Origin of the sequence: Halorussus caseinilyticus, from assembly GCF_029338395.1 — an archaeon.
Lineage (GTDB): Archaea > Halobacteriota > Halobacteria > Halobacteriales > Haladaptataceae > Halorussus > Halorussus caseinilyticus.
Map to the genome: position 1 here is coordinate 826,909 of NZ_CP119809.1, position 13,599 is coordinate 840,507.

Below are 13,599 nucleotides of genomic sequence, written 5' to 3' on the forward strand. Positions count from 1 at the left end.
TTCGGTCGTCGTGATAGTCGTCACCAGCTCGAGAAGGGCCGCGGCGACGGAGGCTCGGAAAGCCCGCGCGCGCTCGCGGTCGCTCACCGACATATCGGCGCGCGCAGGACTGCGCGCGCCGATAGGGGTCGCTGAGACGACCACGGCCTGCGGCCGCGAGCGCGCGGCCCCTTTCATCCACCCGAATCGTGGATTGGATGGTCAGGCGCGTCCCGGTGGACTGCCTCACATTCCGGTTCATCACTCGTCACCTCGCAGTCGCGCGGCGACCTGCTTGCCGACCGGACCGCCGAGGCGGTCCCGGACGGTTCCGAGCAGGCCGTTGGGCACGAACAGGACGAACAGAACGAAGATGACGCCGACGTAGAGTTCGGCGTGGCCGTTCAGGAACGTGTCGATGGCCTGTCCGACCGTCAACCCGTTGTAGAGTTCGGTCGTCATCGTCGCCTCGCCGAGGTGGTCCCGGAGGTACGGGAGCAGGCCGCCGCCCTCACCGGCCTTCGAGAGGAACTCGGTGACGGTCTCGTCGAACAGCCACCCGTACAGCGGTCCGGCGAGCGTGCCGAACCCGCCGATGATAGAGGCTAGCAGTGCGTCGCCCGTCACGAGGAAGTAGAAACTGCTCTCGGGGGAGACCGACCGCTGGAACCCGGCGAACAGGCCGCCAGCGACTGCCGCGAAGAAGGCGGAGATGGCGAACGCGCCGAGTTTGTACCAGAAGGTGTTGTAACCCACTGCCTCGGCGCGTTCCTCGTTCTCGCGGATGGCGACCAACACCTTGCCGAACGGCGAGTGGATGATGCGTTGCATGGCGAAGTAACACACCAGCACTACGAGACCTATCATGTAGTAGGACACCTCGGTCGTCCCGAACGAGAGGAAGCCGAGGAAGCCCTCGATGCTGTCGCCCGCGAGTTGGCCGATGGCGAGGTCCAGCGAGTCCACGCCGGGCACGCCGACGCTGAACGGTTCGGTCCGCTCCAGTACCGCGGGACCGTCGCGGGGATTCGAACCCACGTAGTCCCAGTCGCGGACGAACACGTACAGCACCTGCGAGAATCCGAGCGTAATCATGGCGAAGTAGACGCCCGACAGTCGGAACGACACCGCGCCGATGAGGACCGCCAGCACCGCGGCGGCGAGCCCGGCCAGAATCAGCAGGTAGACGAACGGCGTGCCCGTGCCGAGGACCGGTATCTTCCCGTTGGACGCGAGGACGACGAAGTACGCCCCGGTGCCGTAGAAGGCCGCGTGGCCAAAGGAGAGATAGCCGGTGTAGCCGCTGATGAAGTCGAACGACATGGCGAACAACCCGAAGTAGAGGACGGTTATCATCGTCTCCACGTCGGGCAGAACCGTCACCATCTCCGCGCCGACCGGCGAGTTGACCAGCGCCGAGTGGAGCATGGGGTAGGCCGCGAAGAACAGGATGACCGCGACGTGGACCGACTGCTCGCGGGCGTACCGGACCGGCCACGACGCCGCCGACTCCGACTCCGCGTCGGTCGCCGCGGCGTCCGCGGTTTCGGTGCTAATGGCCGCCCACCTCCTCGACGCCGAACAGACCCTGCGGACGCAGGATGAGCATCACCACGAGGATGAGGAAGATTGTCATCTCGGGGAGGCTAGCGAAGTCGATTTCGTTGACGAACCACCACGTCGTCGTGGCGTCGGCCATCCCGACGATGACCGCCGCGACGACGGTGCCTCGGAAGGTGCCCAGACCGCCGATGATGACGACAACGAACGCCGGGAGCAGGGTGTCGGCGGCGAGGGGGACGCTGGCACCCCACGCGGGGTCCCACATCAACAGCGTCCCGGCCACGCCCGCCACGCCCGCTCCGAGCGCGAAGACGACGGTGAACACGCGGCGCACGTCGATACCGAGTGCCTCGGTCATCTCGGCGTCCTCGCTCCCGGCGCGGATGATGAGTCCGTAGCGCGTCCGGGTGAGGAACGCCCAGAGTCCCGCGACGGTGGCCGCGCCGACGACGATTTCGAACAGCGAGAGACCGCTGACCGAGATGAGTCCGAGGTCCACCGACTCGGCGAGGAACGACGGCTTGGTGCCGAGTGCGGCCTGCCAGTCGCTGGTGGGTTGCATCCCGTAGAACAGGACCGCGATGCGGACCAACTCGTCGAGGATGAGCGTCACCCCGAACGTCAGCAGAATCTGGTAGACCGGCGGTCGGTCGTAGAGGCGTCTGATGAGTCCGACCTCGACCACGCCGCCGAGACCCGCCAGTAGCGCGAACGTCGCGGCCAGCGCGAGGAAGAACGTCAGCAGGCGCACGCCCGGTCCGGTCGAACCGCCGATGGCGAACACCATCAGCAGGCCGCCCAGATACGCGCCAATCATCGTCATCGACCCGTGAGCGAAGTTCAACACGCCCATCAGCCCGAAGATGAGGGTGAGACCGCCCGCAATCATGACGTAGATGGCGGCCTTCGCCAGTCCGTCCACGAAGACCGAGGCGAGGTTTTCGGGACGCAGGAACTGGCCGAGTGCGTCCACGAACCCCGCCAGCACGACGACGTTGACGAGCGTCGATGCGAGCGTCATGCCGAGAGATACCTCCTGAGTCGCTCGTCGTCCGCGGAAGTCTCGTCGGCGTTACCCTCCTCGACTACTTGCCCGTTGTCCAGCACGTAGAAGCGGTCGGCGAGGTCCAGCGCCAGCGGCAGGTTCTGCTCGACCAGCAACAGCGTGGTGTCCTCGGCGGCGTCGGCCAGCGCCTCGGCGACGCGCTCCACGATGAGCGGCGCGAGACCCTCGCTGGGTTCGTCTACGAGCAACAGGTCGTTGTCGCCGACCAACCCTCGGGCCAGCGCGAGCATCTGCTGTTGGCCGCCCGAGAGGTTTCCGGCGTCCCGGTCGGCGAACTCCCGGAGGTCCGGGAACGTCTCGAACGCGAGGTCCAGCGCCTCGTCCACGTCGTTGCCCGACGGGACCGCGACCCGGACGTTCTCCTCGACGGAGAGTTGCGTGAAGATTCGCCGCTCCTCGGGAATCCACCCGACGCCTTCGTCGGCGACTTCGTGCGTCTCGCGCCCGGTTAGGTCCTCGCCGCGGTAGCGGACCGTCCCCTCGCGCGGCGGCGTCAACTGGAGGATGGTCCGGAGCGTGGTGGTCTTGCCGACCCCGTTGCGGCCGACCAGCGCGACCACCTCGCCCGCTTGGACCTCCAGCGAGACGCCTTCGAGGATGTGGCTCTCGCCGTAGTAGGTGTGGGCGTTCTCGACTTCGAGTAGCGTCATGTTCGTTCCTCCGTTAAACCCTTCTCCGTGTTTCTCTCGAAGGTATTTTTGTTTTCTTTAGCAATGTTTAGATTTGTTTTGAAATTGTATTCGTTGCTTTCGTGTGCGACGCGCGCCGTTCGCTCTCCGTCGCGGTCGGCGTCCGAATCGGCGTGAGCGACTTCTCTGCCGTCGTGACGCCGACGGCAGAGACCGCGATTCGACCGGCTGAGAAGGCTCGGAAAGCCCCCGCGCGCTCGCTGTGCGGGATATTCAGCGCGCGCAGGACTGCGCGCGCTGAATAGTGGCCGCGCACAGGCGACCACGGGCCTGCGGCCCGCGAGCGCGCGGCCCTTTTCAGCCACACAGACCGTGGACTGTCGCACCGAGCGCGTCCCGGTGGAAAGATTCACCGAGCGCGTTCCGGCGGAGGGTCGGCGAGTCGTCCTCACGCCGCACCCTCCTCCGGGTCCGTCCCGGACTCGGCGTCCGACTCGGCGTCGAGGCTTCCGGCCTCGTAGCCGCCGAGGTACGCCTCTTGGACGGTGGGGTCGTTGCGGACCGCTTCCGGTTCGCCCTCCGCGATGACCGCCCCCTGATTCAACACGACCACGCGGTCCGAGACGTTCATCACGATGTCCATGTTGTGTTCGACCAACAGGACGGCGTGGTCGGTCGCTACGTCCTCGATGAGGTCGATGATTCGGCCGACGCTCTCGGAGGAGACGCCCGCGTTGGGTTCGTCCATCAACAGCACGTCGGGGTCGCCCGCCAGCGCGATGGCGACCTCCAGTTGGCGCTTCGCGCCGTGGCTCAGACTCTCGGCGGTGGTCTCCGCCTCGTGTGCGAGTCCAACCCGGTCGAGGATGCTGTACGCTTCTTCGACGTGTCGCTCGAACGCCCCGGCGTTGCGCCAGAACTTCGCGGCGTCACCGCTTGCGGCCTGTGCCGCGACTCGGACGTTCTCCAGCACCGTGCTGGTCGGAAAGACGTTGGTAATCTGGTAGGACCGATGCAGGCCGATGCTCGCCGTCTCGTAGGGCGTGGCGTCGGTCACCTCGCGCCATCCGCCGCCGTCGCGCACCTCGATGGTGCCCTCGGTGGGGGTCAGCACGCCGGTCAGCAGGTTGAAGAACGTCGTCTTGCCCGCGCCGTTCGGCCCGATGAGCGAACACAGTTCGCCCTCGTCGAGCGCGAAGTCTACGTCGTCGACGGCCGTGAGCCCGCCGAACTCCTTCGTCAGTCCCGTGGTTCGCAACATGGCCTACAGCGAGCAGTCCACGCCGCTCTTGGGGATGGTCGCCTCTTTCGCGTCGATGGTGGCGAGCGGTTCGCTCGGCATGATGGCCGCCTTCCAGTTGTCCGCCCACTCGTCGGTGGTCGGCACCGGGTTCGCCACGGTCATCGCGGACCGGGCCTGATTGTTGTACTTCTGGAAGGTGTAGCCGTTCTCGCCCTTCGGCGTGTCCGTGACGGTCATCCCGCGGAGGGCCTCGGCGATGTCCGCGCCCTCCGTGGAACCACTCTCGTTGACTCCCTGTGCGATGGCCGACGCCGCCGTGAACGTGCCGGACGTGAACAGGTCGGGCACGGCACCGTAGGTGCTGGTGTAGGTGTCCACGAACGAGTTGTTGATTTCGTTGTCGTACTGGTTCCAGTGGTAGCGCGTCGTGAACGGCCCGAGGTTGGCACCCTGAAGCTTCTCCTTCGTCAGGGGCTTGCCGAGCGCCTTCTGGAGGGTCTGGCCCACGATGCCGTTGGTGATGCGCGTGGCGAACCCGCCGAACACGCGGTAGTCGTAGTCGCCGTTGAGGAACGACGTGAACAGTTTCGGGAGGGTAGAGACGGTGAATCCGCCGACGATGCCCTGAGCGCCCGCGCTCTTGGCGTTGTCGAGCAGGCCCTTCCACTCGGAGTGGCCCTGCGGGACGAACTTCTTGCCGACGATTTCGACGCCCTCGTCTTTCAGCACTTGCTCGTAGTTGTTCACGACCGCCTTCCCGAAGGAGTAGTCGGCACCGAACAGGTAGACCTTGCTCACGTCGGTCTGGTTAGCGACGTACTTCCCGCCCGAACGGGCGTCCATCGCGGTGTTCTCGCTCGCGCGGAACACGAGGTTGCCGCACGTCTCGGAACTCGAAGTCACGTCGGCCGACGCCGCGGGACCCGCCACGTACGGGACTTGGGCCTGCTTGACCACCGTCTTGATGACGCGGTTGGCCGCACCCGAGGAGGCACACCCGAACAGCAGGTCTACCTCTTCGTCCTTCACGAGGTTGGTCGCCAGCGACTGGGCCTTCTTCGCGCTGAACTGGGTGTCCCGGACGACGAGTTCGTAGTCCACGTCGCCGACCGAGATGGTGTGTTTGCCCGTACTCGACCCCTTTATCGGGTCGGTGTCTCCCTTGTATGCCAGTCCGGAGTAGAAGCCCCACAGCGCCTGCTGGCCGTAGTACTTGAGGTCCCCCGAGGTCGGCTGGAGAACGCCGATTTTCACTTTCCCCGAGACGCTCGACTGCTCCGTCGTCTTCGCCGTAGTTTCGGTCATACCACTCTCTGTCGTGTCGCCCGCCGTAGTCGATTCGGTCGTCTCGTCCTGTCCACCGTCACCGCCGGTACATCCAGCGAGACCCGCCGCTCCGGTCGCCCCGAGCGCAGTGAGCCATCGCCGTCGTGAAACGCTGTCATCCGCCATAACAGATTGGAATGATAACTTCCCCCCGGCAAATACTGCGGGGTTAACATGTGAACAGGACCGCAAGACGGACCGGGGATTGCCACGGGAAGTGCCGATTCGTTCACGTATTAACCGTCGGTTTTTCACTGATTCGGTGAGTGCGTTCGGGCATGCCAGAAGAAGTTACTGCTCCGGAACTCTCGACAGAGGACGCACTCGTCCTCGAAGACGACCGATTCGCCGCCGAAAACGTCGCGCTCGTGACAGGCGGAGCCTCCGGTATCGGCCGCGCGACTGCCCTCGTGTTGGCCGCGAACGGCCTGACCGTGGTCGGCACCGACGTAGACGAGGAGGGACTGGCCGAGACCCGCGAGAAAGCCGACGAACTCGGCACCGACGGAACCGTCGAAACCGTCGCGGGCGACCTGCGCGAGGACGTGCCCGAAATCGTCGAGTCCGCCGCCGACTACGGCGACATCGCCTTCCTCGCCAACGTCGCGGGGATGCAACACATCGACCCCATCGAGGAGTTCCCGATGGAGGCCTACGACCGGATGCAGGACGTGATGGTCCGCGCGCCGGTCGAACTCGCCAAGGAGTGTCTGCCCCACATGCGCGAGACGGGATTCGGGTGCGTCGGCAACATGGCGTCGGTCCACGGCCACTACGTCACCAGCGACAAGATGGCCTACAACGTGGCGAAGTTCGGTCTCCGCGGACTCACCCAGTCCATCGCCGCGGAGGGCGACGGCGACATCCGGTCGTTCTCGGTCAGCACCGGGTACGTCAAGACCCCGCTCGTGACCGACCAGATTCCCGACACGGCCGAACAGCGCGGCATCTCGGTCCAAGAAGTCGTCGAGGACGTGATGCTCGGCCAGTCGCGCACCAAGGAGATGATGACGCCCGCCGAAGTCGCCAACCTGTTCGCCTTCGGGTTCTCCTCGCACGCGAGTCACCTCAACGGCGGGGACCTGCGCTTCGACGGCGGGATGACGCTGACCTACGAGTAGGTCGCAAAACCACGCCCCACCGACACGTTTCTGTCCGAATCAATAGGTAATTGTAGATGTGGTTTCGACAGGGAGTCATGACTGAATCGGACGGGACCGGTCGGCGCGGGCAGGTCGGAATCGGGACGCTCGTGGTGTTCATCGCCATGGTCCTCGTGGCGGCCATCGCCGCCGGAGTCCTGCTCAACACTGCGGGACTCCTCCAGTCGAAGGGCGAACGGACGGGCAGTGAGAGCGTCTCGTCGGTTTCCGACGGTATCCGGGTCGTCTCGACGCTCGGCACCGACATCCGAATCGACCACACCGGCGGCCGGGACCGCGTGACCGTCACGCGACTCCGACTGCTGATTCGGCCTACGGCGGGCGCGGACCCCATCGACACCGAGAACGTCACCGTCGGCTACACCAGCACCGCGTTGCGACCACAGTACCGGACGACGACGCTCGTCTCGGGCAACCCGTTGGGTCCCGACGAGGGGACGACGCCCTCGTTCCACACCTACACCACCTCGGGCGCGGACGCCACGGTCCTCGGCGGGACTCACGACATGCTCAACCTGACCATCCCGCTCCAGTACCACGACGGCGGCACCCTCAGAAACACGTTCCAACCCGGCGCGCTGGCGGGGGGAGACGAGGCGACCCTCCACGTCGTGACCGCCGCCGGGAGCAAGCGAACCGTCCGAATTCGGATTCCGCGGACGCTCGGGCGCGACGACACCGCGGTCACGCTCTGAGCGCGATTTGGGTCTCGAAACCGGACCGACCATCGGACGCCGACCATCGGACGCCGACCGTCGGAATCCGACGGTCGGCGTCCGACTACCCGCTCTCCGGAAGCACGCGTTCGACCTTCTCGAACGGAAGCCACCCGACGTTGCGGCCGTGACTGTCCTTCAGAATCAGTCCCTCGCGTCCCTCCTCGAAGGCGTCGCACGAGATGCTCGGCCCGTCAGTTCGTTCGACTCGTGGCATGGTTTCGTGGTCCCAGTCGAGTCACAAAAACGTACCGCGCCCGTGGCCGACTACTCCAACTCTTCGAGGGCCTCCACGACGCGCTGAATCATCTTCTGCTGGCCGCGCCGGAGGTTCTTCGACACCGCGGGCTTGGACACGTCGAACTCGTCGGCGAGGTGGCCGAGGGTCGCGCCGCGGGGACTCTCGAAGTAACCGTCGTTGACCGCGGTTTCGAGGGTCTCGCGCTCTACGTCCGAGAGGTCCCGACACCCCTCGATGAGGGTCATCGCCGCGCCCGCGTTCTGGACGAACCCCTGCAAGTCGGGGAGTTCGGTGTTGTTGCGTTCCAGAACCTCGAACTCGTTGTCCCGGTCGAGTTCCGCCAGCGTCGTGTCCTCGCACTCGATGTCGTCAAACCCGACGTGCCAGATTTCGCTCCCGTCCTCGATGTGGAAGGGGCCGGTGATGTAGCCGCCGTTCCCGCGGATGGCCGCCATCGCGTCCGTCTCGCCGATGACCGTTCGGATGTGCGCAACGTTGTCCCTGCGGGTGAGTAGGTCGTAGTCGCGCATGTTATCCTGTTCGCGTAACGTTCCGAGACCGGCGGTGAGTGCCGCGCGGTCCGCTCCTTCGACCATCAACCGGGTTTCGAGTTGGCGGTTCACCCGGTCGAAGTCCCACTGGATTGCCGAGAAGCCGACTTCGTGGTCGTCGGTCGTGTCGATAAATGGGCAGTCGTACTGCTCCATGTCCATCGTGATGTCTATCATGGGCCTGCCCTTGCTATCGTACCCCATACGGTAGATAGGATAAAAGAGTTTTCTTCGGCCGCGGAAATCGCTCTCGAAACCCGGTCCCGTGGCGTCGAATCGTCGTAGATTTCCGACGCCGTAACCACTTTCCTCGCTCTCGTCCAACGATAGCGTGCTATGGCTCAACGCGAAGAACTCGACGACGAGCGTCTACTCGACGGAATGCCGCGACTCGGACTCGGGACGTGGGAGAACACCGACGCCGGGACGTGCGCCGAGAGCGTCCGGCAGGCGCTGGAGATGGGGTATCGCCACATCGACACCGCCCAAGCCTACGACAACGAAGAACACGTCGGCGACGGCATCGCCGACGCCGACGTTGACCGCGAGGACGTGTTCCTCGCCACGAAGATTTGGACGAGCAACCTCGCTCACGAGGACGTGATTCACACCGCGAAAGAGAGTCTGGACCGGCTCGGCGTCGAGTACGTGGACCTGCTGTACGTCCACTGGCCCGCCGACGAGTACGACCCCGAGGACACGCTCCCGGCGTTCGACCAACTCTACGACGACGGTCTCATCGAGAACGTCGGCGTCTCGAACTTCGAGCCTCGCCATTTGGACGAAGCGCAGGACGTTCTCGACGCGCCCCTGTTCGCCAATCAGGTCGAGATGCACCCGATGCTCCCCCAAGACGAACTGGTCGAGTACGGGCGGGACAACGACGTGAACATCGTCGCCTACTCGCCGCTTGCCCGCGGGGAGGTGTTCGACGTGCCCGAGATTCAGGAAGTCGCCGAGAAACACGACGCCTCCGCCGCGCAGGTGAGTCTGGCGTGGCTTCTCCAGAAAGACGGCGTGGCCGCGATTCCGAAGGCCTCCAGCGAGGACCACATCCGGGACAACTGGGGTGCGCTGGACCTCGAACTCGACGACGAGGACGTGGCGAAGATAGACGGCATCGACCGGCGCGAGCGAGAGGTAGACCCCGGTTTCGCCCCGTGGAACTGACGGGATAGCCGGTTTCGGTTCGCCGGAGTTTCGTTACAGCGGGCGGAACACAATTTTTTACCGAGAGGTCCCCGACTACCGGAACGATGAACGACTCCGGCGACATCTCCACCTTCCGCGCCCTCCACCGACTGGTCGAACACTACACGCCCGACGAGAGTCTCGGGCGGACCCTGCTCGGCGGGACCGCCCTCGCGTTCGCGCCGTTCCTGTTTCTCGGCGGGGCGACGATTCTGTACGGTGGTGCCGTCTTCCCGATTCTGGTGTTCGGTCTGTTCTCGTTTCTGGTCAGCATCCCCGCGTTCGTCGTCGGCGTGATGACGCTCTGGCCGGTCTACCTCTCGCTCATCGGCAACGTCGAGTCCGCCGGGGCGTACCCCGAGGGCGCGACCGGACCGGGGGAAGACCCCGAGAGCGCGGAGGCCGTCCTGAAACGGCGCTACGCGGCGGGGGAACTCACCCGCGAGGAGTTCGAGCGCCGACTGAGCGACGTTATGGGTCCGTCGGGACCAACCGGTGGCCGGTCGGAAACCGACAGCGAGTCGAGACGCGAGGAGGGACGCGACGGCCGCCGAGAACGCTCTCGCAGTCGGTCGTAGTCGGTCCCTACTCCCGACGGACGCCGTACCTATCCGAAATCCGGCAGAAAAACGACCCCGAAGCTTCATAGTGACCGTAACGTAGTAAAAACGCAGATGCATGGCGGAACAAGCAGTACCGGTCTCGTCGGAGCGGTCCGATACGACTTGCAACGACTGCACGAGAGTTGGATGGCGCTGTTCTTCCCGCGCCAGCGAGGTACCCAGAGCGGCGTCCTCGGCAAGTGGGAACCGTCCTCGAAGTCGGGGAAAGTAGCGTACCGGGCGTGGAGCGCGGTCGGAACGCCGGTCGTAGGCGTACTCTACCCCCTCGCGCTCGCCGGGTTCGCGGCCCGGTACTACACCCGGAAGATAGACGGGACCGCGACCCGACTCGGCGTCGTGGGCGTGGTCCTCCTGTCGCTTCTGGTCTGGGGCGGCCTGACGGCGCTGGCCCGACTCCGGTTCTCGACCGACGGCTTTCTCGCGGTGGGTGCCGCGGGCGGGGTCGCCACCGTCGCGGCGGCGCTGGCGTACCTCTCGGGGACGCGCGGTGGACGCCTCAGTACAGTCTTCTTCGCCTATCCGTTTGCGATGACGGCCATCTTCCTGCCGCCGGTCGTCGCGGCGCTCTACTCGCCGACGCTCTCGGAGGTCGTCTTCCCGAAGAGTTACACGCTGGCGGTGTGGTTGCTCGACAACCCGCTGGACCTGTGGGGTCTCAACACGTTCCTGCGCGAGCAGTTCACCCTCGAAGGCGCGAACTACGCGGCGATGTGGTTCGGCCTGTCGGTACCGACCGGGTGGGTCCTCGGCTCTCTGGTGACGCTGGCGGACGTGGTGCGACCGAAAGGAGAGTGAGGCGGTCGGGTCCCGACCGCCGGTGTCGTCTCGTCTATAGAATCTTTTTCACGTGCTAGAGAAATATTTTTATTTCTTTTAGAAACAAATAGGTTGTCTTCGGCGGCGAGGAGCGCGACGAGACAGGGCAACGCTTTTGCTCGCCTCGTCCTCACGTTCGGACATGGAGTTTACTTTCCCCGCGACCGCCGCGATACTGCTCGGAATCGTCGCGCTCGGTACGGCCGCGCTCATCGGGATGGGATTCATGGCCACAACGACCGTGCTGATGATGGTGACGCCCTCGATGCTGGTGTTCGGCGCGATAGCGCTCTTCGTCGGCGTCAAGCACGGCGAGTACCGGGCGACGCGATAGGTCGGGCGCTTCCGACGCGTATTTTCCCGACCATCGGCACGTCTCGTAGTGATGGAGCGTCCTGACCGCCGCGAACTGCTCCGGTCGTGCGTCGGCGCTTCTGTCGCCTTCTTCGCCGGTTGTACTCGGTCGAACCCAGACGAGACGCCCTCCGCGATGTCACGGACCACGACGCACCGGACTACGGCCCCGACCACCGACCGGACAGAGACGAAAGCCACGGAGATGACCACCGACACGACGACCATCGACATCGGAAGTCCGCCCGAAACACGATTGCCGTTCACGGTGTATCCCGACGAGGTGGGTCGAATCGTCACGGCCGACCTCTCCTCGACTGCAGACTGCACCCACGCCGCCGCACTAGCGACTGACAGGAGCGAAGCCGAGCAGTTCGACTGGACGACCACCGACGAGGGCGTCCGGGAGTTCGTCCGAGCGACCGACTTCGAGATGGCGTGCCTGCTGGCGGGTCGAACGACGAATCCGGGACCAGTTGAGTACGAGGTGGACCACATCGTCCGTGAGACCGAGACGACTCTCCGAGTCCACACCATCGCCGAGGGCGTTCCCGGACCGAGCACCAGCGACATCGAAACCCGACTCGTTCGCGTCAGTCTCGACCGCGGACCGTCCCCCTCGCGAACGGTCGTCGTTCGAACGACCGACTACGACGATTCTCGGCTAACGTTCGCCACCGACGACCGGACCTGTCCGGACGAGTGAAGCCAGAAAAACGGTAGGAGTGGTGTTGCTCGATTCACTACCCGCGGTCAGGTATTAGCAGACGACCGCGAGCGAACGCAGTGAGCGAGCGGACCGAGGAATCCCTCGACGGAGCGCCGGAGGTGCGCTCCGCGCACCTCCGGGCGATGGAGGGGGTGACGACGGATTTTGGTCGAGCTTTTACCAGCGAGAAATCGCGGTTTCGCCGCGATTTCGAGCGCAGTAAAAGGTCGTTCCTACATGTAGCCGAGGTCGCGCAGGCGCTCCATCAGGTCCTCTTTGTCTTGGGCGCGGCCCGCGCGCTCGGTCGTGTCTTCGAGGTCCTGCAACCACGCGGGTTCCTCGTCGGACTTCTCGGTGCTGACTTCGCTACCGAGCGAGCGGAATCCGGCGAAGTACTTGGGGCTGACCGGGATGTCGTCCTGCGTGAGGTCGCCCGGCAGGTCGTCGTCGGCCTCGGGGACGTAGCCGTCGTCGGGGTATTCGTCTACCGTGTCCGGGACGACGTAGTGCCAGAAGGTGTCCCAGACCGCGCGCTCGTCGAACTGGAGAATCGGCTGAACGCGGTCGTGGGGCGGGTAGATGTCGGGGTCGTGGCGCGGCGAGAAGAACGTCTCGTCCGCGCGGGCCTCCTGTTCGTCCCAGCGGACGCCGGAGATGATGCCGTCGATGTCGAGTTCTTCGATGGTGTCGTTGAGCGCCACCGTCTTCAGCAGGTGGTTGCCGACGTAGGTGTCGAGCAGGAAGGGGAAGGTGTCCTCCTCGTACTCCAGAATCTCGCGGACGTGGTGCTGGTTGTGTTCGTTGAGCGCGTCGATGGGGATGTCGTCGCCGGGTTCGAGGTCGTTCTCCTCGGCGTAGTCGCCAACGTCGTCGTTGCTGGCGTAGACGACATCGAGGCCCCACTCGTCTTCCCACTTGGCAACGAAGTCGTGAATCTCGTCGAAGTGCTGGAAGTGGTCGATGAACACCGCGGTCGGGGTCGGAAGGTCGTACTTCTCGGCGACCTCTTTGATGAAGTAGAGGGTGAGCGTCGAGTCCTTGCCGCCGGTCCACATCACGGCCGGGTTCTCGTACTCTTCGAGGCCCTGCCGAGTCACGTCGATGGCCTTCTCTATCTTGTGTTCCATCGAGGCGTAGTCCTCGGGGTCTTCGCCTTCGCCGTCCGTGTAGTCTACGTCTACGTAGTTCGGGAAGTCTTCGGGCATCGTTCGTAATTACATCTAATTACCACCCTAAAGTGTCTTTCGGCTCTCCACGCTTACAGGACGCGACCACCGACCCGAACGAGCCGTCTACCGCGTTTTCAGGCCGTCGTTGGTGACAACCTGTAACGTGGGAGAAACACCCACGACGGTACGCGACCCTCTCCTTTCCACCCACAGCGAGCCGAAGGCTCGCGCACTGGCAGTTGTACCGCGGGCGAGCGAGC

The 13,599-nt window shown here is 64.8% G+C and carries 15 protein-coding genes; 7 read left to right on the forward strand and 8 right to left on the reverse strand.

Going from position 1 to position 13,599, the window contains the following annotated elements; all coding sequences use genetic code 11:
- Positions 1-240: 240 nt before the first annotated feature.
- The 5 genes from P2T60_RS04240 to P2T60_RS04260 all read right to left on the reverse strand — a co-directional run bounded on the left by P2T60_RS04240 (position 241) and on the right by P2T60_RS04260 (position 5,932).
- Positions 241-1,407: a branched-chain amino acid ABC transporter permease gene (locus tag P2T60_RS04240; RefSeq protein WP_276281314.1), complete on the reverse strand. Its 1,167-nt coding sequence runs from the start codon at positions 1,405-1,407 to the stop codon at positions 241-243.
- Between the two features lie 124 nt (positions 1,408-1,531).
- Complete coding sequence (locus P2T60_RS04245; RefSeq protein ID WP_276281315.1) at positions 1,532-2,563, reverse strand: branched-chain amino acid ABC transporter permease; 1,032 nt, start codon at positions 2,561-2,563, stop codon at positions 1,532-1,534.
- A complete protein-coding gene (locus P2T60_RS04250) occupies positions 2,560-3,258 on the reverse strand; it encodes an ABC transporter ATP-binding protein (protein WP_276281316.1) in 699 nt (232 codons plus the stop codon). The genes P2T60_RS04245 and P2T60_RS04250 overlap by 4 nt, the downstream gene beginning before the upstream one ends.
- Before the next feature lie 427 nt (positions 3,259-3,685).
- Positions 3,686-4,498, reverse strand: a complete 813-nt coding sequence (locus P2T60_RS04255) for an ABC transporter ATP-binding protein (RefSeq protein WP_276281317.1) — start codon at positions 4,496-4,498, stop codon at positions 3,686-3,688.
- 3 nt (positions 4,499-4,501) lie between these two features.
- Entirely contained in the window at positions 4,502-5,932 is a 1,431-nt protein-coding gene (locus tag P2T60_RS04260) for an ABC transporter substrate-binding protein (protein ID WP_276281318.1), read from the reverse strand.
- Positions 5,933-6,084: 152 nt separating this feature from the next.
- On the opposite strand from P2T60_RS04260, the gene P2T60_RS04265 reads away from it, so the two are divergent.
- Together P2T60_RS04265 and P2T60_RS04270 are read left to right on the forward strand one after the other, a co-directional pair.
- Positions 6,085-6,927: an SDR family oxidoreductase gene (locus P2T60_RS04265; RefSeq protein WP_276281319.1), complete on the forward strand. Its 843-nt coding sequence runs from the start codon at positions 6,085-6,087 to the stop codon at positions 6,925-6,927.
- Between the two features lie 77 nt (positions 6,928-7,004).
- On the forward strand, positions 7,005-7,664 hold the full coding sequence (locus P2T60_RS04270) for an archaellin/type IV pilin N-terminal domain-containing protein (RefSeq protein WP_276281320.1): 660 nt from the start codon (positions 7,005-7,007) through the stop codon (positions 7,662-7,664).
- An 85-nt stretch (positions 7,665-7,749) separates the two neighbouring features.
- On the opposite strand, the gene P2T60_RS04275 is transcribed toward P2T60_RS04270, so the two are convergent.
- Together P2T60_RS04275 and P2T60_RS04280 are read right to left on the reverse strand one after the other, a co-directional pair.
- The gene (locus P2T60_RS04275) at positions 7,750-7,902 is read right to left on the reverse strand and encodes a hypothetical protein (RefSeq protein ID WP_276281321.1); all 153 of its coding nucleotides are present in this window, start codon (positions 7,900-7,902) and stop codon (positions 7,750-7,752) included.
- A 50-nt stretch (positions 7,903-7,952) separates the two neighbouring features.
- Positions 7,953-8,654: a helix-turn-helix domain-containing protein gene (locus P2T60_RS04280; RefSeq protein WP_276282169.1), complete on the reverse strand. Its 702-nt coding sequence runs from the start codon at positions 8,652-8,654 to the stop codon at positions 7,953-7,955.
- 159 nt (positions 8,655-8,813) lie between these two features.
- On the opposite strand from P2T60_RS04280, the gene P2T60_RS04285 reads away from it, so the two are divergent.
- The 5 genes from P2T60_RS04285 (at position 8,814) to P2T60_RS04305 (ending at position 12,167) form a co-directional block, all read left to right on the forward strand.
- Positions 8,814-9,647, forward strand: coding sequence for an aldo/keto reductase (locus P2T60_RS04285; protein ID WP_276281322.1), 834 nt, complete (start codon positions 8,814-8,816; stop codon positions 9,645-9,647).
- A gap of 86 nt (positions 9,648-9,733) precedes the next feature.
- Positions 9,734-10,246 carry an SHOCT domain-containing protein gene (locus tag P2T60_RS04290; protein WP_276281323.1) on the forward strand — a complete coding sequence of 171 codons (513 nt, stop codon included), beginning with the start codon at positions 9,734-9,736 and terminating at the stop codon, positions 10,244-10,246.
- 96 nt (positions 10,247-10,342) lie between these two features.
- Complete coding sequence (locus P2T60_RS04295; RefSeq protein WP_276281324.1) at positions 10,343-11,086, forward strand: hypothetical protein; 744 nt, start codon at positions 10,343-10,345, stop codon at positions 11,084-11,086.
- Between the two features lie 163 nt (positions 11,087-11,249).
- Positions 11,250-11,441 (forward strand): DUF7333 family protein, encoded by a 192-nt coding sequence (locus P2T60_RS04300; RefSeq protein ID WP_276281325.1) that lies wholly within the window; start codon positions 11,250-11,252, stop codon positions 11,439-11,441.
- A 51-nt stretch (positions 11,442-11,492) separates the two neighbouring features.
- On the forward strand, positions 11,493-12,167 hold the full coding sequence (locus P2T60_RS04305; protein ID WP_276281326.1) for a hypothetical protein: 675 nt from the start codon (positions 11,493-11,495) through the stop codon (positions 12,165-12,167).
- Positions 12,168-12,403: 236 nt separating this feature from the next.
- On the opposite strand, the gene P2T60_RS04310 is transcribed toward P2T60_RS04305, so the two are convergent.
- Positions 12,404-13,375 (reverse strand): phosphoadenosine phosphosulfate reductase family protein, encoded by a 972-nt coding sequence (locus P2T60_RS04310; protein ID WP_276281327.1) that lies wholly within the window; start codon positions 13,373-13,375, stop codon positions 12,404-12,406.
- Positions 13,376-13,599 lie beyond the last annotated feature (224 nt).